Below are 21,619 nucleotides of genomic sequence, written 5' to 3'. Positions count from 1 at the left end.
GCGCCAGCCGTCTCCTGTGCGGGCCTTGTGGCCCAATCGGGACTTGCGTCCCTCCCTACAGGGATGGGTGCCTCATTTGTAGCGAGCGACGCGAGTCGCGACAGGCGGCGCCAGCTGTCCTCCTGTGGGGGCCTGGTGGCCCAATCGGGACTTGCGTCCCTCCCTACAAGGGAGGTTGATGGTGCGGCCGCCGCGCGGTAGTACCCTGACCCGCAGAAGGCGGCTTTCCCCACCCAGCACCAGAAGCAGCGGCCAAAACAGCGCTTGCGTGGCCAAGGGCCACAGCCTACAAGGGTTGGGAGGCGTTGATTGAGTCGCCTGCCGGGTGACGCTCTAGCGCCCAAACGGTGGCATGCCGCCACCGGGGGGCATACCGCCGCCACCGCCCATCATGCCTTCCATGCCGCGCATCATCTTCTGCATGCCGCCTTTCTTGCCCACCTTCTTCATCATCTTCTGCATCTGCTTGTGCTGTTTCAGCAGGCGGTTGACGTCCTGAATCTGGGTACCGGAACCGGCGGCAATGCGACGCTTGCGCGAGCCATTGATGCGGTCGGGGTAGCGGCGCTCCAGCACCGTCATCGAGTTGATGATGGCTTCCATCTGGTTGAACATCTTGTTGTTCACCTGAGAGGCTGCCATTTCCTTCATCTGGCCCATGCCCGGCATCTTGTCCATCAGCCCGGCCATGCCACCCAGGTTGTTCATCTGCTGCAACTGATCGCGGAAATCTTCCAGGTCAAAGCTCTTTCCCTTCTTGATCTTGCGCGCCAGCTTCTCGGTTTTCTTGCGATCGACCTTGCGCTCGACTTCCTCGATCAGCGACAGCACATCGCCCATGTCCAGGATGCGCGAAGCCACCCGGTCCGGATGGAAAGGCTCGAGCGCATCCAGCTTTTCGCCCATGCCCATGAACTTGATCGGCTTGCCGGTGATATGACGCACGGACAGCGCCGCCCCGCCCCGGGCATCACCATCCGCCTTGGTCAGGATCACACCGGTCAGCGGCAGTGCCTCGTTGAAGGCCTGGGCCGTGTTGGCCGCATCCTGGCCGGTCATGGCATCGACCACAAACAGGGTTTCGGCCGGGTTGGCGATCTTGTGCAGGGCCCGAATCTCCCGCATCATGTCTTCATCGACGGCCAGACGACCGGCCGTATCGATGATCAGGACATCAAAGAAACCCTTCTTCGCATGGGCCAGGGCGGCCTTGACGATGGCTTCGGGTTTCTTTTTTGGATCAGCAGGAATGAACTCGACACCGACCTGCCCGGCCAGAGTTTCCAACTGACCGATGGCAGCCGGCCGGTACACATCGGCACTGACCACGGCGACTTTCTTGTTTTCCCGCTCACGCAGAAAACGCGCCAGTTTGCCCACGGAAGTGGTTTTACCGGCACCCTGCAGGCCCGCCATCAGGATCACGGCGGGCGGCTGAACATTCAGGCTGAGGCCTTCGTTGGCCTCTCCCATGACCCGCTCCAGCTCCTGCTGGACCACTTTCAGGAAGGCCTGACCGGGATTCAGAGCCTGCGAGACTTCAGTGCCCAGTGCTTTCTCACGCACACCGCTGATGAAGTCCTTGACAACCGGCAGGGCCACGTCGGCTTCCAGCAGCGCCATGCGGACTTCCCGCAACGTGTCTTTGATATTGTCTTCCGTCAGCTTCGCCTGGCCGGAGATTTTCTTCAGCGAGGCGCCGAGGCGGTCTGTCAACGTACCGAACATGCTTGATCCAACGTTCACCTGATTCAGGCCGTGCAGTATACTGATCTGCACTGCGTCCATCTACCAACAGGGACCGGCGTCTGCCGGTCTTTGCATTGAACAAGCATAGGGAGTGTTCGAGTTGTCTGTTCTAGCCGCCATCCTGTACCTGCTGGTCAGCCTGCTGTTCTGGCTGCGGGAGCGCTTTCCGGCCCCGCCCTGGCTGTTGCATCTGCTGCTGGCCGCAGCGGTCGTCAGCCATACTCTGGGTCTGCAGCAGGCCGTGTGGCAGTCCGGCGGCCTGGATCTGGGGCTGTTCAAGGTATTGTCGGTACTGGGGCTGATTCTGGCCGTACTGGTGCTGTTCAATCAGTTGCAGCGCGGTGCGGTCAATCTGGGCGCCTGGCTGCTGCCGGTCTGTGCGGCAACGGCGGTGCTCGGCGTGGCGGTCAGCGGCCAGTACGAGATACGCAGCCTGTCGTTCAGCCTTACCGTCCATGTGCTGTTCGCCCTGCTGGCCTACGCCATGTTCACGGTTACTCTGGTCTATGCACTGGTGGTCAAGGCGCAGGAGCGGGCGCTCAAGCACCACCATCTGTCGACGCTGGTCAAGCGCCTGCCGCCGCTGCAGAGCATGGAGCGTACCCAGTTCAAGCTGGCCTGGGTGGCCTTTATCCTGCTGACGCTGGCCATGATCATCGGCTATGTGGCCCTGGAATCCTTTCTCGGCCAGCAGGTGGCCCACAAGACCCTGTTGACCGCCCTGGCCTGGGGCCTCTTTGCCGGCCTCTTTATCGGCCACCATGTCTGGGGCTGGCGGGCCGTCATGACACTGCGCGGCCTGCTGGCCGGCTACTTTCTGCTGTCGCTCGGTTTCATCGGGCCCAAAGTGGTACTCGAATTCATTCTGGGGAACGGAGTCTGATGAATCTGTACCAGAATAAACCCGCTGTTATCGGTGCTTGCCTTGACTTTTGTCAGGCGCGGATTTACAACGGCTCTATGACTGTGACCCAGGGACAGACACACTCTTGAACGAGGTTCCCATAGGCCTGCTGTTCGCCGCTCTGGCGGGGCTGCTGGTTCTCTCCGCGTTTTTTTCCAGTTCCGAAACCGGCATGATGGCGATCAATCGCTATCGTCTCAAGCATCGTGCGGACAGTGGTCACCGTTCAGCGGTACGTGTGCGCATGCTGCTGGAGATGCCGGAACGACTGATTGGCGTCATTCTGATCGGCAACAACCTGGTCAATATCGCGGCCAGTGCGCTCACCACCGTGATTGCCATTCGCCTCTATCCGGAAAACCCCAACCTGGCCATTACCTTTGCCACCGGCATGTTGACGCTGATCGTGCTGATTTTCGCCGAAGTGACACCGAAAACCATGGCCCAGAAGCACCCCGAGGGTATTGCCTACCCCGCGTCGTGGATTCTACGCCCGTTGCTGGTCGTGCTTTATCCGGCCGTCGTCTTCGTCAACAGTGTGTCGCGCGGCATCATGTGGCTGTTCAAGGTCCGTGTCACACCGCAGAATCACGAAGCCCTGAATGCCGACGAACTGCGCACCATGGTGAGCGCCTCCGGCAGCAGCCTGGCCGCCAAGCGGCAGAACATGCTGCTGGGCATTCTGGATCTGGACAACGTCTCGGTCGAAGACATCATGATCCCGCGTAACGAACTGGCAGGTATCAATCTGGATGACAAGGTCGAGGACATCCGCAGCCAGTTGAACAACACCCCCTATACGCGGCTGCCCATCTACAAGGGCGATCTGGACCGCGTCATCGGTTTCCTGCATATTCGGGATGCCGCCGAATTCCTGACCTCGGACCAGCCCACCAAGGTCATGCTGTCGCGCAAGGCCACCGCGCCCTACTTTGTCCCCGAAACCACGCCACTGCAGACTCAACTGGTCAACTTCCAGCGCAAGAAGATCCGCATCGGCCTGGTGGTGGATGAGTATGGCGACGTGCAGGGCCTGGTCACGCTGGATGATATTCTGGAAGAGATTGTCGGCGAGTTCACCACGGATGTGGCGGACAACAACAAGGACATCCATCCGCAGAGTGATGGTTCCTACCTGATTGACGGCGCGGCCAGCATTCGGGATATCAACCGCATCCTGGACTGGTCATTGCCGGCCGACGGCGCCAAGACACTGTCCGGACTGGTTATCGAGCAACTGGAAGACATTCCCGACGCCAACATGAGCCTGCGCATTGAGGGTTACCAGGTCGAGATTCTGCAAGTCAGCAACAACACCATCACTGCAGCCAAACTGCGTGAACTCTGAGCATGACCGAACCGACCGGCGCCCCGCGTATCGACCATGTCCGTATCGTTCTGGTGCAGACCTTTCACCCGGGCAATATCGGTGCTGCCGCCCGGGCCATGAAGAACATGGGACTGCATGAACTGACCCTGGTGCGCCCACGCCGCTTTCCCGACGCGGACGCCACCGCAAGGGCTGGCACCGCAGAGGACATTCTGCAGCGCGCGGTGGTGGTCGACAGTCTGGCCGAAGCCATCGCCGATTGCGGCTGGGTCATCGGCACCTCGGCCAGGGGGCGGGAATTCCAGCTGCCGCAGGGCACACCTGCAGCCTGGGCGCCGGACATCATCAGCGAAGCCACGCAGCACCCGGTGGCCATTGTGTTCGGTCGCGAGCGCATGGGACTGCACAACGAAGACATCATGCAGTGTCATGGCCACATGATGATCCCGTCACACCCCGACCATCCGGTGCTGAATATTGCCCAGGCCATTCAGGTGATCTGCTACGAGCTGTACCAGAGCTTCCTGGCCCGTCAAAGCGCCGCGCCGGACCTGCAGGAAGGCGGCGCCGACTACCCGGACCACGCCACGCTGGAGCATTTCTACAGCCATCTCGAACACAGCCTGCTCGAGTCGGGGTTCATCCCCGCCCAGCAGCCCGGCCGCACCATGGAACGACTGCGCACCCTGTTCAAGCGCGCGCGCCCCACGCGCAAGGAACTCAACACCCTGTTCGGGGCGCTCAAGTCGCTGGATCCGCGCCGCTGACCAACCAAATGGCTGTGATGGTGAGGCCGCCGGGAGTGGGCACCAGGTGCTCAGACCGTCTCCGCACAGGGATGTGCGGAGTCGAGCTGTCAGGGATGACGTATTTTGCGTGTCTGAGCACCTGGTGCCCCGACCACGGCGGCATACCACTGGCACAACCCCACCGTATCTACGCCCGACGACGCCCGATATTGTACTCGCGCAGCTTGTTGGCCACGGCCGTATGGGACAGCCCCAGGCGCTTGCCCAACTGCCGGGAACTGGGGTGGGCAGGATACAGGGCCTTCAGCAGGCGGGACTCGAACTCCTTTACCGACTGTTCCAGCGTGCCGGTGAACTCGCTGACCTGCACCGCCAGGGTGTCATCCACACTGGGCAGGCCCAGATGGGCGGGCAGAATTTCATCACCATCCACCAGTGACACCGCCCGATACAGCGTATTCTCCAGCTCACGCACATTGCCCGGCCAGGTCTGCTGTTTCAGCAGCCGCACCGCTTCGTCACTGAGCGACACAAAGCGCCGGCTGGTCTCCGCCAGACGCTGCACGAAATGGCGTGCCAGCGGTTCGATATCGGCCCGCCGCTCGCGCAGCGGCGGCAGATGAATACTCAGCACATTGATGCGATAGAACAGATCCTGCCGGAACTCGCCATCGTTGACCTTCTGCTGCAAGTCCTGCTGTGACGAGCAGATAATGCGGATATCGACTTCCAGCTCCTGCTCACCCCCCAGCTTGCGAAAGCGGCCTTCATGCAACAGACGCAGAAACTTGGCCTGGACGCTGGCGGGCAACGCGCTGACCTCGTCCAGAAAGACAGTGCCGCCGTTGTAGCGCGAGAAGATACCTTCCTGTGCCGACACCCCGGGCAGGGCGCCATCTGCCACCCCAAACAGTTCGGTTTCGGCCGCATTTTCAGGCAAGGACGCACAGTTCAGCACTGCAAAGGGCTTGTCTCTGCGCAGACTGTAGTTGTGACAGGCGCGCGCCAGCAGGTCCTTGCCGGTGCCTGTCTCTCCGGTAATCAGAATGGGGGCGTCCAGCACTGCCATACGGCGAGCCTGCCGCATCTGCTCACGCATCACCCGGCTTTCGGCCACCATGGCCGACAGTTCACTCTGGGTCTGACTGTAGGCTTCGATCTGACGCCCCAGCTTCATGGGTGACTTGAAGGTCAGTACGGCCCCCGCAAACTGGGGCTGGCCCTGGTCATCCGCGATATAGATCGGATAGACATCCATCAGAAAGGCCTGACGCGACATCTGCACGAAGGCACTCTGATGGCTGTGCCTGGATTCCTTCAACCAGTGGCCGAGATTGAAGCCACGCAGAAACTTGCGCAGACCGCGGCCGCGCAATTCGTCTGCATCCAGATGCAGAATGGCCTGAGCTGCCTTGTTGCTGACCAGTATCCGGCCTGTGGTGTCGACACTGATCACCGGCTCCGGCAGGGTTGCCAGCAGCACATTGAGCTCTTCCTTTTCCCGCTCCATGGGCATGAAGGCCACCGTACTGACATCATGCACCCCCTGAATATGCCGCAGCTCGGGCATGATCTGCTGAAAGGTTTCGAACTCCAGCGTCGGAATACTGAGGAAAATCTCCCCGTAGGCATCCGTGTCGGTCTCGATACCCTTGAGGTCGATTTCGTGACTGACCAGAATACCCAGCACTTCCTGAGCGATGCCCAGCCTGTTTTCACATTGAATTCTTATGCGCATGATGGCCTTGTGGTAGTTGTCTGCCAGCTTGTAAAGCATTATTTACAAGGCAGCAGGAAACCTCAAGTTTATCGGCGGGAAATATATCTGTACGGCACACGGAGTCGCAAAAAGAAAATACAGTTTCAATGCTGCGACAGCCAGATGCTGCGGGCGTTTCGGCTGGCCCTGCCCGATCAGACTGGCCCAAGGCAACCCTGCCGCAGGTGTCACGGGTGGACATTGTGGTATCTGTAATGCGATGATTCCCGCCTCAGTAGCCAAAGCTTCCCCCTGTCATGCAGCAAGGCGAGCAGTACACAGCCTTTCACCAGCAACTCCTGCAGCTTCTGCATGGCGAGGACTTTCAGCCTCTGTGCAGTGACGACAAGCTCAACAGGTTGATCAACTTCTGTGCGCAGGAACTCGGACTCGAACGCGCCAAGGTAGCCTGTGTGGCGGAAGCCGTCTCGCTGGTCAATGTGCATTCCGATGCGCTGCTGGACCGCGCCCGTCTCGAATTTCTGACCCAGCATGACGACATCAGCGGCCTGCCCAACCAGCAGGCCATGCGCAGCCATCTGGAAGCTTTGCTGCAGGCTCCGCCGCAGGGCCATGCGGTATTCATGCTGTGGATAGATATCGATCGCTTCAAGTCGGTGACCGATGCCCTGGGCTCGGAGCAGACCGATCAGATAATCGGTACCCTCGCGTCGCGCCTGCAGACACTCGCCGATCAGCCCCGGGAAATGACGGCCCGACTCAGCAAGGACGAGTTCGCTCTCATACTCGTACATCCCAGCGCCCACAACGCCGGTGCCATGCAGCGTATCGACGGCATCCGGCAGGCGCTGCGACGCCCGCTGCACATCGGCGGCCAGCGCATCATGATGACCGCCAGCATCGGCATTTCGCAGTATGACACCCAGGAGGCGGCCCAGTTGCTGCAGGAAGCAGAAGCCTCGATGCTGGAAGCCAAGACGCATGGCGGCAATCAGTCGGTCATTTTCACCCCGGCATTGCAGCGCCAGCGTGCTCAGCGCCTGCTGCTGGAAAGTGAACTGACCAAGGCGCTCGATCACCGGGAGCTGGTTGTCCACTATCAGCCCATATTCGCCGCTGATGGCAGTCTGCAGAGCGCCGAGGCCCTGGTGCGCTGGCAGCATCCGGAACGCGGTCTGCTGCAACCGGGCGAGTTTCTGCCCATGGCCCTGCGCGCCGGCCTGATGGTGGATGTGGACTACTATGTGGTGGAACAGGTCTGTCGGGATCTGCGCTCTCTGCGCAGCCGCGGGCTGACCTGCCGGGTGGCCATCAACCTGTGCGGCCAGCAGCTTTGCGACAGCCGTTATCCGCAGCAACTGCAGGACCTGCTGAGCCGCTATGACGTGCGCGGAGAGGACATTGGCATAGAGGTGACCGAGGAAGCCACCACGGGTGACACCTTTGCCGTGGCCACCAATCTGCAGCGGCTGGCGGAGATGGGCATTCAGCTGTCCATTGATGACTTCGGCACCGGCTACTCCTCCCTGGCCCGACTCAAGTATCTGCCCTTCCACAAGCTCAAGATTGACCGCTCCTTCATTGCAGATCTGCCCAACGACCAGGATGTCTGTTCCATGGTGCAGGCCATCATGGGCCTGGCTGAAGGCCTGTCACTGCAACTGGTGTCCGAAGGGGTGGAAAACAGCGCCCAGCGCGACTGGCTGGCTGCTCACCAGTGCGACTTCCTGCAGGGTTTCCTGATGGGCGAGCCCATGCCGCTGGCGGAGTTCCATGCGGTGCTGACACAGCAGACTGAAGTTCTGCCGGCGGTTGCCGCGACCAACGCCAGGCGCTGAAATCAGGAGTTACCTCAGCAACTGGCCTGCACGTCTTCATTGGGCTTGAAGGTGCTGGTGGTGAAACACCGCTGCAGACGCAGCACCCGATCACGCAACTGGGCATTGGTATAGAGCCGCGCCGGCACCCGGCCCCATACCGGGTTGGGCCAGGCCGGATCATCCCGGCGACGCACGACATGGTGCACATGCAACTGCTTGACGACATTGCCCAGGGCCGCCACATTCATCTTGTCAGCCCCGAATTCCTCGGCCATAGCGCTGGCAACAAACGAAGACTCCCAGATCAACTGCTCCTGATCGTCCGTGTCCAACTGATATATTTCGGACACACCTTCACGCTTGGGCACCATGATCACCCAGGGATAATTGGCATCCTTCATCAGCAACACGCGGCTGAGCATGAAGTCGCCCACCCAGACACAGTCAGATTGCAATCTATAATCCAGTTCGAACATGGGCTCGACAGAAGCCTCCTTGATTCAGGACAATGCGACTCCGGCAGTATAGCCGAAACCCGGCCCCAGTTCAGGCCGCAGGAATCGCTGAACTGCTGAGCGGCAGACTGCGTAACGCTGCACATACGGTTTGCATCGTCAGACCCCTGTTCCTTTTTCAGGACACTAACATGACCTGGACGCTGATCGATCAATGCCCGCCGCCCAAACCCGGCGCGCCGGCCCCGGACAACCCCTTTGCGCAGCGGCGCTTTCTGCATGCCCTTGAACAGACCGGCTGCTGCAACACCCAGAGCGGCTGGGAACCGGCGCATCAGCGCCATGATCAGGGCGCCCTGCTGCCGTTGTATCGCAAGTATCACTCCTATGGCGAATATGTATTCGACTGGGCCTGGGCCGATGCCTATGCGCGTGCCGGCCTGAACTACTTTCCCAAGCTGGTCACTGCCATCCCCTTTACGCCCTCCATGGGCCCCAGAGTACTGGATGTCGACACCGCAGCAGCCCTGCCTGCCATGGACGAATGGATAGACACCCTGCCCCACACCTGCGCCGAGCACGATGCCTCCGGCTGGCACCTGCTGTTTCCGGATACCGCGTTGCTCAGCCGCTTTGCCGAGCCGGAATTCATTCTGCGCAAGGGCTGCCAGTTTCACTGGCACAACCGCTCCTACCGGACGTTCGATGATTTCCTGCAACGCATGACCGCGCGCCGCCGCAAGACCATCCGCAAGGAACGGCGCCGGGTGACCGAAGCCGGCATCGAGATCCGCATGGTGGAAGGCTCGGAGATGCGGGCCGACTGGCTGCAGCGTTTCTATGCGTTCTACCACAGCACCTATCTGAAACGCGGCATGCACGGCTACCTGACGCAGACCTTCTTCCGCGCCCTGGTCACCGACCTGGCCGACTCGGTCTGCTTCGCCCTGGCCTTCCGCAATGACGAACTGATTGCCGGCGCCCTGTTCTTCCATGATCAGCAGACGCTGTACGGTCGCTACTGGGGCTGTATCGAGGAGATCGACTGTCTGCATTTCGAAGTCTGCTATTATCAGGGCATCGAGTACGCCATCACCAAAGGCCTGCAACGTTTCGACCCCGGCACGCAGGGCGAGCACAAGGTACCGCGCGGCTTCGAGCCCGTCGCCACCTGGAGCGCCCACTGGCTGGCGCACCGGGAATTCCATGAACTGGTGCGCCGCCATGTGCGGCAGGAGCGGGCTCATATCGATGCCTATATGGCCGAGGCGGAGACGTTGTTGCCGTTCAAGGCCCAAGACAGTTGACGGAAGACAGTCGACTGTCGACAGTAGCCCGAGACTCAGCGGAAGCTCACGGCTCACTGTCGACCGTGCACTGTCTACTGTCGACCTCTCTATCACAACTTAGAGGAGTAATTATGAAATACCTCCACACCATGCTCCGCGTCGAGGATCTCGATGCCTCACTGGATTTTTTCTGCAACGGTCTGGGCCTGGTGGAAACCAAGCGCAAGGAGGTCGAGAAGGGTCGCTTCACGCTGGTCTTTCTGGCCACCGCGCCCGGTGAGCCGGAAATCGAACTGACCTGGAACTGGGACCCGGAAACCCTGACCGGTGGCCGCAACTTCGGGCATCTGGCCTTTGCGGTGGATAACATCTACGAGAAATGCCAGCATCTGATGGACCATGGCGTGACCATACTGCGTCCACCACGGGACGGACACATGGCCTTTGTGCGCTCACCGGACCAGCAGTCGATAGAACTGCTGCAGAAAGGCGAGGCCCTGCCGCCGCAGGAACCCTGGGCATCCATGGACAACACGGGAGAATGGTAATGACGGTCAGACAACGCCCACTGGGCAAGACAGGTTTCAAGGTATCGGAAGTTGGCCTCGGCTGCTGGCAGCTCGGCGGTGACTGGGGTGCCCTGCCCACCGCGCAGGCCAATGCCATATTGAACGCAGCCGATGAAAGCGGTGTCACCTTCTGGGATACCGCCGATGTGTATGGCGGCGGCCAGAGTGAACAGCTGATCGGCGCCTACACACAACAACACCCGGCACCGCCGCGTATCATTGCCACCAAGGCCGGACGCACGCCGGAACTCTACGGCGAAGGCTATACCCGGGACAAGCTGCGCGCCGCCATCGAGCGCTCGCGTGAACGCCTGCAGACCGACTGCCTGGATCTGTTGCAGTTGCACTGCATTCCCTATGCCGAACTGCAACGCGGACAGGTGTTCGAGTGGCTGGACGAGTGCAAGCAGGACGGTCTGATCCGCCACTACGGCGCCAGTGTCGAGACCGTCGAGCATGCCCTCTGGTGTCTGGAAAACACTGACGTGGCCAGTCTGCAGCTGATCGTCAACCTGCTGCGCCAGGACATGGCCGAACAGGTACTGCCGCGCGCCGAGGAAAAGAACGTTGGCGTCATCGTGCGGCTGGGTCTGGCCAGCGGCCTGCTGTCGGGGAAAATGCAGAAAGATCAGCAATTTTCCGAAGACGACCAGCGTCACTTCAACAAGGACGGCCAGGCCTTCTATGTCGGCGAAACCTTTGCCGGCCTGCCGTTCAATACCGGCGTGGAACTGGCCGAGCGCCTCAAGGCCCTGTGCCCGACCGGCATGAGCCTGCCGCAGATGGCCCTGCGCTGGCTGCTCGACCAGCCGGGTGTCAGCAGCATCATTACCGGTGCCAGTCGACCGGAGCAGGTCACTGCCAATGCGGCCGCCTCTGCGCTGCCACCGCTAGCGGATGAACTGCACGATACGCTGTTCCAGTTCTATCATGCCGAAGTACGCCAGCATATCCGGGGCGACATCTGAACCCGACCCGTCCCGTCTGCAGGCAGGTTGCTGAGCGGCTTTCAGGGCCGGCTCAGCAGCGCCTGCAGGGCACCATAGTCGATCTTGGCATTGTGCCTTCGGTCCAGCGGGATCTGCTTTACAAGCCGTATTGACTGGGCCGGGATGCCGACCGGCAGGGCAGACACCAGTTGCTCGACATCAGGCTGACAACCCGGCTTGGGCTCGATCACCAGGCAGGCCTGACCCTGATGCGTCAGCACGGCTGCCGCCGCCACGCCGGGCTGGGCCCGAAGCGGATATTCCAGTTGAAACGGATACAGGCATCGTCCGCCCAGAGTAACTGCCGCCGACACCCGGCCCACCAGCCACAAGCGACCTTCCGCATCCAGATAGCCGGCATCGCCGGTGCGATGCCAGCGTACGCCTTCGACATCCAACTTGGTCTGCTCATCGCCTTCGCCGTCCAGATAGCCGCCCAGCACATGGGCCCCGGCCACGGTGATTTCACCAATCTCGCCCGGGCCGATACAGCGTTCTTCCAGTTCTGCTGCGGTAAGGCGAAATGGCGGCGGCGTTTCTGTCACCGCCAGAATGCGCAACCGGACAGCCGCCAGCGGACGCCCTGCTGGCAGGCCATAGCCCGCCTCGGGCCCGGCCAGCGCAGTCTCATTCAGCTCGGTGGCGGGCAACTCGGCAATGGGCTCGGCCTCGGTGGAGCCGTAGACCGCTGTCACACTGCGCCCAGAGGCCACCAACTGCGCATAGTCCAGCATCATCTCCGGCGTGACCGGCGCGCCACCCGTATGCAGGTGCTGCAACTGCGGCGATGCCATTTCGTTCAGGCCCTGACAGAGCTGACGAAAGAACGCCGGCGAACCGCTGGCCCGGGTGACACCGCAGGCCTGCATCGCCTGCAATACCGGCACGGGCTCGATGGCCCCGGGCCGGGCAATATCGCCGGGTGGCAGCAGCGTGCTGACACCGGCGGCCAGGTTGGCCAGCACAAAGACCGGCAGTGTAGTGGCATCCACATCGCCCGGTTGCAGGTGCAGAGTACCAAGAATGGCCTGATACTGGGCGCGCAGAAACCCGTGGCTGCGACAGGCCGCCTTGGGTCGACCGGTACTGCCACTGGTAAAGGTGATCAGGGCCGGACTGTCTGCCGGCGCTTTCCATGCGTCGCGGGGCGGAGCTTCGGTCGGGTTGCCTCCAAGCCGCGTCGTCCAGGGCAACCAGGCATCGACGCTGAAATGTCGCGGTATGCGTCGAACACTGGCATAACCCAGACGCAGCAGATGAGCTGCGGGTATCCCCACAAAGGCCGATGGCTGCAGGCGCTGGCAGGTATCATCCAGTTGGCTTCTGGGCGCCGAAGGATCGGGCAGGATGGCCACCGCACCCAGACGCCACAGGGCCAGCAACAGCCCGTAAAGCGCCGGTGACACCCGCAATGCCACCAGCACCCGGTCGCCTGGCCCTATCCCCGATTGCGCCAGGGTGTCAGCCCAGGCCAGTGACAGCCGCTGCAGATCGGCAAAGCTGTGCGTCTTGATGGGCTGCTGCGGATACTGTCGACCATCCAGCAGTGCGGCTGCGTCCGGCTGAGCGGCCGTCTGCGTATCGAACAACGCCACAATGTTGGAACTGTTGCCGGGCTGCGCAGGGTCGGAGCTCTGGGCACCACTCATGAAAGACCTCCACTGGAGCGCCGGGTCGTCTGGTCCAGACGGCGCGAGAACAGCGCATAGCGCCGGAACACACGAGCGGTCTCGGAGCGCATCAGGGCCGACCGGTTGCTGTCCTGCATCAGGGCATGAATGACTTCACCATAACCGGCCTCGCAGGCCGCCTGATAGGCATGGTCGGCCAGCAGCAGTCCCAGCCCGGCACAGTCCCGGCCCGGCCTGACGGCGATGGTCTTGAGCACCAGCCGGGATGCCCCGTCTGCTGTCACCGACGGGGCCGGATAGGCAAACAAAAACCCGGCCAGCCCATGATGATCTTCCGCCACCACAGTGGCCCTGGGTTCATGCAGTGCTTTCAGGGGCTGATACTGCTGCCGGAAGGTGTCCCAGCTCTGGGGCTGATACAGCAGGTTGCGCCGAAAGCTCTGCAGGCTGAGCTGATGGATGGCGGCCAACTCCTGTTCGAACCGGTCCTTCTGCAAGGGCCGCAGTTGCATGCCCTGGGCCTGCATGCGGGCTCGAATGCGTTCACTGCGCGGGTCATCACCCGGTGTCGGCACGGCCGCAGAAGAATGATAGTGCCAGGTCGGTACAAATCCGGCCGCCTGCCAGTGCTGAACCCATGCTGCCGGCTGCTCGGGCTCCAGCGGGAATGGCGCCGTGCCGTCGGACCAGGTAACCAGCCGATGCGCATGCCAGGTGTTGCGATCCATGGGCCCCAGCGCCAGCCGGCACCCCTGCCGGGCCAGCATCTCGCAGGCATGAGCCAGCAGCATGGTGGAAGCCCCCTGATCACAGGACCAGAACTGCCCCACCACACCGGGTATTGCCTCGCCTGCCGGAGGGGTGTCCTGCCACCACAACGCGCACCGGGCCAGCACCCTGCCCGAGCTCCCGTCAACCACCACCAGCACGCGCTCCGGGGCCAATGCAGACGAGGGCGGCGACTGGTCGCCCCAGTCCAGGTCATGCAGCTCAGCGCTGTGCCAGTCTGTAGCGCTGATCAGGTCCAAAACGGCGCTCCTGCAAACATCAGAATACCCGCGATCAGGGCCGCCAGACCGCCCAGCAGACCCTGGCGCCACCAGCGATCAGCATCCCGCGGGCAGTTTTCGATCTGCGGCTGCAGATGCTGAAACAGCCCGGCAGCCAGACCGGTCAGAAGCGCACCGCCCAACAGATACTGCCAGACTTCCGCCCCGCTGCTGCCGAGCAGGGTTGTCGGCACCACCACGATGCCCCAGCCCTGCAGTGTCGCCTGGGCCCAGATACGGCCGCGATGACCGTGCTCGGTATTGCCGTGTATGCGAGCAATACCGATCATGGCCAATTGGGCGGCAAAGGCCGCCACCCAGGCCACATAGAAACTTTCCCCCGGCACCAGTACCTGCGCCAGCAGGCAGATCAGCCCGGCGCCGGTAATGGCGCCCACGGCCCGGACATCATGCGTTACCCGCTGGTGTCCGAACCGCACCAGGCCGGTATAGGTCAGAAACAGGGCCAGCGGCGGCAGCAGCCACAACAGGCCACCCACCGCCCAGGCGGCATAACCCACCAGAATGGCCGCAAACAGGCTGGAATCGGTCAGGGTCGTGCGCCGACGCCAGACCATGACCACGACAATCAACAATACCGTGACCACCAGCACCTCGATCAGGGCTGCCGAGTTGGCCTCGTGATAGGTCTGCAGCAAGGCCCAGGTACCCAGGGGGATAAACAGATTGTCCAGGCCCCGCCAGGCCATGGCTTCCAGCATCATGACCAGCAGGCCGATGATCAGCGCCAGCAGCAGCGTATCCAGCCGGGTCATGTCTGTGAACAGCAGCAGCGGCACATGGGTGGCCATGAAGGCGACCAGAAAGAAGGCCATGGAGCCTTCGGCACTCTTGTAACCCTCTTCCGCCCGATAGCGGGACAGGCCATAGCGCAGCCCCACCAGTGCGGCCACTGCGTCGGCCAGGGTCAGCACCAGAATCGGGATCAGATAAAAGACCACCTCGTCGCCGCTGAACAGGAACAGGACCACCACCGACAGCGGGAAGTAGAGCTCACCTGCCGAACGACGCCCGACGCCGTGCAGTACCGACGCCAATCCCTGGCCATCGGCAGGCAACAGTCGCAGGCCGAGCAGGGCCAGCAGCGCCACACCAGCCAGAGTCAGTACCGGCCAGGGGGTGGCAAACCACAGCGGCAGACAGAGGCAGATCAGACCGGTACCGATGTGCATGCCCTTGCGCAGCAGTTCCGGATGCAGATCCAGGCGCCGACGCAGCAGCCACAGGCTCAGGCCCAACCCCGTGAGGACCAGCAAGGGCACCGGCAGCCAGAGAAAATCCTGCGCGGACAGAGGCGGCTGGATCATTTGCGGGTCTCCACCACAAACCGTCCGTAGAAGAAGGCCTTGCCCTGGCCGTGCAGCTGCTCCGCCAACTCAGGTTCCGGCTGCAGCAGATCAGACAGCGCCTCGGGTCGGGTACGGGGTGCAAACAGATTCCAGTACACCAGTCGCCCGCCCGGGTTCATGCGCTCGGCCAACTGTTGCAGCAACCGGCTGTAGGCCGGCATGTCCATGTACTCGAAAATGTCGCTCAGGTTGTAGCCGTCAACGCCTGACACCTCCTCGGCCACCGCCTCGACCGGTGCCAGCCGCCACTCGATGCGATCCAGCCGATTGCGAATGGTGTCGAAATGCTCGGGGCGCAGGGCCAGCGGCAGCGCTTCACCATGGGTGCCGTTGAGGATCCAGTGCAGATAGGGGTTGGCGGACGGGTCCAGCTCGGCCAGCGCATGCCGAGTGCGCTCCAGAATAACCGGGGCGACCGCCCCATCGACATGCTGGAAGAACGCCGGATCGCGGCCCAGACGCCCCATCACCCAGCGCGAGAAAAAGAGGCGGAACAGCAGGCGCCAGCGCCAGGTGTTCCACTTTTGCTGGTAGAACTGGCGCCGTGCTGCCGGGTCGCGCGGCTGCAGCAGCGCCTGCACGGTCTTGCGGCTGTGCACCAGGGGTAAGACACGCTGACTGAACAGGCGGAAATAGCGCTCGAAGCGCCCGGCCGCGCCAATCCCCATGGCGATCAGGTCCGGCTGGGCATCCCACCACTCGCGGCATTCTGCCGACAGGCTTTGCCGGCAGCGCGCATAAAGTTCTGCCCGGTCGTCTGCAGGCCTGGACCCCAGCAGCCGCAGCAGACCGGCGTGATCCAGATGACGGTAGGCCGCCACGCGCAATTCGAGACAATGCAACTGCGTCGGATTGAGGTCCACGGCCAGCACCCGTGCCGGGTCCAGCGTCAGCAAGGCCAGGCTGTTGTCACCCGCCGAAGCGACCGAGAGAAAAGTCCGCCCGGATGGCCCCTGCAGGGCTGCTACCAACTGGTCGGCATCTTCCCAGCACTGGGCATAGCGGATCTGGTCGAAACGGGCCCGGTCCTGGATCTGGCTTTTGCTGCTCATGCCTTTTCCTCTGTGGTATCTGCCGGCTCGCCCTGACCGGAATCACTGGTGCTTTCCTCTGCCGCCAGGCGCCGGATGGCCCCGGTGGCGCCATTCAGTTCCACCCACTCGCCGGTGACCAGCAATCGGGTCGCACCGGGCACAGCCACCACAGAGGGCACACCCAGTTCCCGCGTCACGATAGCCGCATGCGACAGCAGACTGCCATGCTCCACGATGACACCGGTCGCGGCAGAGAGCAGCAGTATCCAGCCCGGGTCGGTGCGCTCGGCCACCAGAATTTCGCCCGGCTCCAGCGTGGCCGCACGCGGGTCCGTGACCACTCTGACCGGGCCGCGCACCACACCGGCGCAGCAACCCGTGCCGGACAGGTCGGCGGTCATGTCTTCATCAGCAGCGGGCATCGCCCGTTCATAGCTATGGCCCACATGCACCGCGCCACGGGTCATGAAGCGATCCGCCGGTGCCGGTCCCTCACGGCAGGCCGCAAACTCGGTTTTTCGCAAAGCGGCCAGTCCTTTCAAATCGGTACTGGTGGCATGGCCTTCGACAAAGCCCAGCACCTCTTCCAGTTCCAGATAGAACACATCTTCCGGCGCATCCAGACGATCCAGCGCATACAGCCGCTTGCCCAGTTCCAGCAGGATCTGCCGCACCCGGCCAAACAGGCGGGTGCGTTCGAAACGCAGGTTTTCCCGTTCCCTGACTCTTGCCCGCGCCTGCCCCAGCACGCGCTGGAACAGCCAGCGCCGCAGAGGCCTGCCGCGCAGATGTTTTGCCACCGCCTGCTCGGCCTGCCTGCGCAAGGCGCCCGGGTCCGAGATGTCGGTGCGTTCAGGGGCTGCGGCCCGGGTACCGATGGCACGGAAAAGCGGCAACGGGTCCTCGTTCAGGGTGCGGCTCTCGAGTTTGAGTTCCTCCACACAGCGGTCACCAAAACGCTGCAGATAGGCCGTCACTTCGGCCTTGAACTCGGGGTGATCATTCAGCAGCGCCCGGATATCGGGTACCGAATCCTGTCGCAGGGCCCTGACCAGTACCGGCGCCGAGCGCGCCTGATCGGCCAGCGCAGCCACCCGGGTCGCCGGCTCGGTACTGATGATGGCGGTATCACCGGCCAGCAGTTCATTGTGCAGTTGTTGCTCCGCCGCATTCGGCAACCAGCGTGCGCACAGCTTTTCCAGCAGGCCGTGGAAAATCATGGCAAAGAAGTCGTTCACCAGCGGCGCATCCCAGCGCGCCAGCAACTGCCGCTCCAGGTCTCGATAGTGCGCGACCAACTGGTCCGGCCGCTGGCGTTGCAACGAAGACGCATCGGCAGCCAGCGCCGTGTCCAGACGGACATGAAAGCGCCGGATATCGCGCGGCAACCGGAACAACCTGAAACCCATGGCAGACAGACTGGACAGCAGGCGCAGCAGATCACCCCAGCGGCGCCAGCGGCCGGAAGCCGGCACCTGGACCTGAGCCATCAGTTCATCCGGCAATGCTTCATCCACCCCCATCATCTTTTCCATCATGGGGCCGTTGAACCTGAAGCCCGGCAGCATGGCCAGGCAGCGATACCAGTTGAGCAGATTGTAATAGATGCGCCCGCGCACCAGACCCAGCAGGTTGTCAAAGGCCTCGTGACCGTCACGGATCACCGCATCCGGCACCCGCAGCAGGCGGCAGAATTCCCGATACACACCGGCATAGACATAGCGCGCAAAAGAGAATGTCATGGGCGTGGTGACGCCACTGTAGCTTTCGGCGATATTGCTGTTGTCCCACAGCACCGGGGCGCCGTCCGGATCCGGCAGGTTGGTCAGGGTGGTCACCGGGCGCGACTGCAGCAACCAGAGCTGCCCTTCTGCCCAGGCCCATTCGATATCCTGCGGTCGCCCGGTCAGATGTTCGGCCCTGATGGCAAACTCGGCCGCAGCCCGAGCCACTTCCAGAGGCATCCTGAGATCAGGGTCCGCCTGCACCGGGGCGCCCTGCAGATCAGTGCCGGCAAACACCACGGTCTCGCCGCTGCGCTCGCCGGACACCAGGGCCTCGCCCAGGCCATCCAGACCGGCAACGACTACCTGATCACGGCGCCCGCTGACCGGGTCCGCACTGAAGGCGACGCCGGCCCACTCTGCCGGCACCATGCGCTGTACCAGCACGGTCGGCAGATCGGTTTCGCCGTCCAGACCCCGCAATTGCCGATAGCTCCGGGCCCGCTGTTCACGCGCCGAGGCCCATACCGATTCCACCGCTGCCGCGACATCCTCCGCCGTCACATTGAGGTGGCTTTCCAGTTGCCCGGCAAAGGAATGCGCGCTGCCATCTTCGTCCAGGGCGGAAGACCGCACCGCATAGGGACCCTGGCCGCCATCCAGCCGCTTCAGTGCCGCCTTGAGGTCCGGCACCACGAGTTTATCACTCTGGTCACCGGCAACGGGAATCAGCGCGAACCAATCCGGTATCGGGAAGTCGTGCGCCAGTGCCTGCAGCGACCGCCCCTTGCCGCCGAGACGATCTGCCGGGGCCTTGCCGGCATGACAGATACGGGCCGATGTCTTGCTGCCCGCAGCGCCGCTTTTCCTTAAAGCCATGGTGTCACCCCGAGCGCGCCATAGGAGAGCAGAATCAGCAGCGCCGAAAGGCCTTCAAACCCTTTGGCCGCCCGACTCTCCGGTTGCCTGGCGTGCACCACCAGCAGTGCCAGTGCCAACAGCCCGGCAACAGCCACCACGCCGACGGTCAGTACGGCCGGCGCCACTGGGCGCAGCGCCCAAAACAACCAGACCAGCGTAAACAGAACGGCCGCGAACCAGGCCAACGCAGCGCGTCGCGGCCCCCATAGCGCCGAATAGGTTTCTACCCCGGCTTCTTCATCCTGCGGGCGCCGAATCTTGCGACCCAGTTCGAGACACAGGCCGACGCCCAGCGCCAGCGGCAGCAGCAGCCAGACCTGAGCCAGAGGGACCGGCCCGAAATGCGTCAGCGCATAGAACATCAGCAGCGGCATGATCAGCATATGGCTGAACAGATAAAGGACTGGTCGCGCCTCCAGCCAGGTGCCGACAAAAAACTCCCGGGTCATGAGCCCCAGCCAGACCCAGGTCAGTATCAGTGGCACCAGCAGGTACAGGCCCACCACGGGTATCAGCAGTATCTGCAGGCCCAGTGCCACTGCAGCTGCAATGCCCAGTGCGCGCAGACTGACCAGCCCGCGCGGCACGGCCCGGTAGGGTCGATGCGCACAGTCGGTCTGATAATCCTTGAACTCGTCGGCGACCCGGAGCAGGAAGAAAAAGGCCAGTAGCCCGGCCCAGCATGAAAGATAACGGTATAAATCTGGTTGCAGTTCAGCGACCGAAATCGCATAGCCAAAGGCTCCGAACGCCATCACGGCAATCAGGGGCCCGTGGACCAGCAGCGGGAAACGCTCCTGCTGATAGCGCCAGCCCCGCTGCAGCAGTGTCAGGCCCGACTCATCAGGCAAGGCAGTCATGGCTGATCTCCCTGCCCGGTCGATGTATCCGTGTCCTCCTGGCCTCGCTCGCGCCCCAGCTTGCGATGCGCACGGGCAAAGTGGCCAGCGGACAGAGCGGCGATAATCGACAGCTCGCCTGCCAGAATCAGACCCCCGGCGACTTCCGCCAGCGCACGAACCTTGCCCGTGCCCGCCAGACCCATCATGTTCAGACAGGCCTGCTGGCTGGGCAGGCCGGTACCGCCGCCGACAGTGCCCAGCATCAGGTTGGGCAGGGTCAGGGTGGCGTAGAGCCCGCCATCCGGGGTCAGTTCCAGACGCGTGGTACCGACAGCCGACTCCGCCACACAGGCCGCATCCTGGCCGGTGGCGATATAGAGCGCCGCCAGGCCATTGGCATAATGGCCGTGCACGCCCATGGTGCCGCTGAGCACCCCACCCATGGCCGAGAAGCGCCAGTAGTCCGTCATGCGCTCCGGTGTGGTCTGCAGGCGCTGCTCGACAATCTGGCGCGACAGCACCACCTCGGTGGTCACCTTGCGCCCGCGTACCGAAGTAAAGGACTGCGCACTGGCTTTCTTGTCGCCGGACAGGTTGGCCTCCACGAAATGGTAATCAGGCGTTACCGGACTGTTTTCCAGGATAAACTGGCAGATCGCCTCGGCAGCCAGGGTGACCATATTCTGGCCCGAGGCATCGCCGGTATGGAACTGCAGGATCAGGTAGACATGGTTGCCTTCGATGGTGACCTTCATGCCCTTCAATTCACCATGCCGTGTGGTCTGACCCGTAACCGCTTTCATGGTCTCGAGCTGTCCCAGTACCCAGGCCACAAATTCACCCGAGTCTCTGACCGATGGAAAGGCAAAACCCGGCGCCCGCGACACCGCTTCGTCAATCAACACAGAGGTGCAGCCACCAGCGTCATTGATGGCCAGGGCGCCGCGATGGTAGGACGCCACCAGGGCAGCCTCAGTGGTCGCCAACGGCAACGGATAGTCACCGCCGGCAAACAGACCCCGCACGCGCAGCGGCCCGGCCACGCCAACGGGCATTTTCACCGTGCCCAGGCCATACTCGATATTGCCGGCGTAGGCCTCCAGATGGGCTTCCGTATGCGGGTCAAGCAGGTGCGCGCGCAATTCCGGCCCATTGGCCAGCGCTTTCAGCCGGCGCTCTATCATGGCGGGAGACAGGCGGGGCGACCTGGGCAGCCGGGGCACGACAGGCGCAGTCAAGTCCGGGTGCAGGCGCGCCCGCAGGGTGTCCGCATCCCGGTCCTGCAGCAGCGAGGCCAGAAATGCATCGGCGTGATGGTGTTCAGTGGACATGCCATTAATCCTTGGTGGCGGTTGTCGGGTTGCCGCACTACTTCCCTGCCGCAACTGGCGCATCTTTGTCCGCCAACTGCCCTCTGTCAAGATGTCCCTGCTCAGGCTGTGGCAAGCCACGCAAAAACTGACGTACAATACCG

Annotated in this window: 17 protein-coding genes; 7 read left to right on the top strand and 10 right to left on the bottom strand. The window is 62.7% G+C overall.

Translation table 11 applies throughout. The features are described from left to right. Positions 1 to 333: 333 nt before the first annotated feature. Positions 334 to 1,728, bottom strand: coding sequence for a signal recognition particle protein (gene ffh, locus E4656_RS03620; RefSeq protein ID WP_135482253.1), 1,395 nt, complete (start codon positions 1,726 to 1,728; stop codon positions 334 to 336). A 121-nt stretch (positions 1,729 to 1,849) separates the two neighbouring features. On the opposite strand from ffh, the gene E4656_RS03615 reads away from it, so the two are divergent. The 3 genes from E4656_RS03615 (at position 1,850) to E4656_RS03605 (ending at position 4,750) form a co-directional block, all read left to right on the top strand. Beyond that, on the top strand, positions 1,850 to 2,632 hold the full coding sequence (locus E4656_RS03615) for a cytochrome C assembly family protein (protein ID WP_167855919.1): 783 nt from the start codon (positions 1,850 to 1,852) through the stop codon (positions 2,630 to 2,632). Positions 2,633 to 2,738: 106 nt separating this feature from the next. Then, complete coding sequence (locus E4656_RS03610) at positions 2,739 to 4,001, top strand: HlyC/CorC family transporter (protein ID WP_167855918.1); 1,263 nt, start codon at positions 2,739 to 2,741, stop codon at positions 3,999 to 4,001. A gap of 2 nt (positions 4,002 to 4,003) precedes the next feature. Next, the gene (locus E4656_RS03605; protein WP_135481246.1) at positions 4,004 to 4,750 is read left to right on the top strand and encodes an RNA methyltransferase; all 747 of its coding nucleotides are present in this window, start codon (positions 4,004 to 4,006) and stop codon (positions 4,748 to 4,750) included. A 169-nt stretch (positions 4,751 to 4,919) separates the two neighbouring features. Here E4656_RS03605 and E4656_RS03600 read toward each other — a convergent pair whose 3' ends face one another. After that, entirely contained in the window at positions 4,920 to 6,509 is a 1,590-nt protein-coding gene (locus tag E4656_RS03600; RefSeq protein WP_240753890.1) for a sigma-54-dependent transcriptional regulator, read from the bottom strand. Between the two features lie 239 nt (positions 6,510 to 6,748). Between E4656_RS03600 and E4656_RS03595 the strand changes: the two genes are divergently transcribed. Next, entirely contained in the window at positions 6,749 to 8,290 is a 1,542-nt protein-coding gene (locus E4656_RS03595; protein WP_135481244.1) for a putative bifunctional diguanylate cyclase/phosphodiesterase, read from the top strand. A gap of 14 nt (positions 8,291 to 8,304) precedes the next feature. Here the strand turns inward: E4656_RS03595 and E4656_RS03590 are convergent, their stop codons facing one another. Continuing rightward, on the bottom strand, positions 8,305 to 8,727 hold the full coding sequence (locus E4656_RS03590; RefSeq protein ID WP_240753889.1) for an HIT domain-containing protein: 423 nt from the start codon (positions 8,725 to 8,727) through the stop codon (positions 8,305 to 8,307). A gap of 191 nt (positions 8,728 to 8,918) precedes the next feature. Between E4656_RS03590 and E4656_RS03585 the strand changes: the two genes are divergently transcribed. The 3 genes from E4656_RS03585 to E4656_RS03575 all read left to right on the top strand — a co-directional run bounded on the left by E4656_RS03585 (position 8,919) and on the right by E4656_RS03575 (position 11,553). Further along, a complete protein-coding gene (locus tag E4656_RS03585) occupies positions 8,919 to 10,034 on the top strand; it encodes a GNAT family N-acetyltransferase (RefSeq protein WP_167855917.1) in 1,116 nt (371 codons plus the stop codon). 113 nt (positions 10,035 to 10,147) lie between these two features. Next, positions 10,148 to 10,564 carry a VOC family protein gene (locus E4656_RS03580; RefSeq protein WP_135481240.1) on the top strand — a complete coding sequence of 139 codons (417 nt, stop codon included), beginning with the start codon at positions 10,148 to 10,150 and terminating at the stop codon, positions 10,562 to 10,564. Beyond that, complete coding sequence (locus tag E4656_RS03575; protein ID WP_135481238.1) at positions 10,564 to 11,553, top strand: aldo/keto reductase; 990 nt, start codon at positions 10,564 to 10,566, stop codon at positions 11,551 to 11,553. The genes E4656_RS03580 and E4656_RS03575 overlap by 1 nt, the downstream gene beginning before the upstream one ends. Positions 11,554 to 11,594: 41 nt before the next feature. Here E4656_RS03575 and E4656_RS03570 read toward each other — a convergent pair whose 3' ends face one another. The 7 genes from E4656_RS03570 to E4656_RS03540 are packed head-to-tail and all read right to left on the bottom strand — an operon-like array spanning position 11,595 to position 21,476. Beyond that, entirely contained in the window at positions 11,595 to 13,223 is a 1,629-nt protein-coding gene (locus E4656_RS03570) for an AMP-binding protein (protein ID WP_135481236.1), read from the bottom strand. Then, positions 13,220 to 14,233 carry a GNAT family N-acetyltransferase gene (locus E4656_RS03565; protein WP_135481235.1) on the bottom strand — a complete coding sequence of 338 codons (1,014 nt, stop codon included), beginning with the start codon at positions 14,231 to 14,233 and terminating at the stop codon, positions 13,220 to 13,222. Before E4656_RS03565 ends, E4656_RS03570 begins: the two co-directional genes overlap by 4 nt. Further along, on the bottom strand, positions 14,224 to 15,582 hold the full coding sequence (locus E4656_RS03560; RefSeq protein ID WP_135481233.1) for a diacylglycerol/polyprenol kinase family protein: 1,359 nt from the start codon (positions 15,580 to 15,582) through the stop codon (positions 14,224 to 14,226). The genes E4656_RS03565 and E4656_RS03560 overlap by 10 nt, the downstream gene beginning before the upstream one ends. Further along, positions 15,579 to 16,676, bottom strand: coding sequence for a BtaA family protein (locus E4656_RS03555; protein ID WP_135481231.1), 1,098 nt, complete (start codon positions 16,674 to 16,676; stop codon positions 15,579 to 15,581). Before E4656_RS03555 ends, E4656_RS03560 begins: the two co-directional genes overlap by 4 nt. Further along, positions 16,673 to 19,261: a PEP/pyruvate-binding domain-containing protein gene (locus E4656_RS03550; protein WP_135481230.1), complete on the bottom strand. Its 2,589-nt coding sequence runs from the start codon at positions 19,259 to 19,261 to the stop codon at positions 16,673 to 16,675. Before E4656_RS03550 ends, E4656_RS03555 begins: the two co-directional genes overlap by 4 nt. Then, positions 19,252 to 20,163: a UbiA family prenyltransferase gene (locus E4656_RS03545; RefSeq protein ID WP_135481228.1), complete on the bottom strand. Its 912-nt coding sequence runs from the start codon at positions 20,161 to 20,163 to the stop codon at positions 19,252 to 19,254. Before E4656_RS03545 ends, E4656_RS03550 begins: the two co-directional genes overlap by 10 nt. Beyond that, positions 20,160 to 21,476: a hydroxymethylglutaryl-CoA reductase gene (locus E4656_RS03540; RefSeq protein WP_205849084.1), complete on the bottom strand. Its 1,317-nt coding sequence runs from the start codon at positions 21,474 to 21,476 to the stop codon at positions 20,160 to 20,162. Before E4656_RS03540 ends, E4656_RS03545 begins: the two co-directional genes overlap by 4 nt. Positions 21,477 to 21,619 lie beyond the last annotated feature (143 nt).

It is taken from the genome of Natronospirillum operosum (assembly GCF_004768465.1).
Classification (GTDB): Bacteria; Pseudomonadota; Gammaproteobacteria; order Pseudomonadales; family Natronospirillaceae; genus Natronospirillum; species Natronospirillum operosum.
Note: the sequence above shows the minus strand (reverse complement) of the source record. Positions and strands in the feature narration are given on the sequence as shown.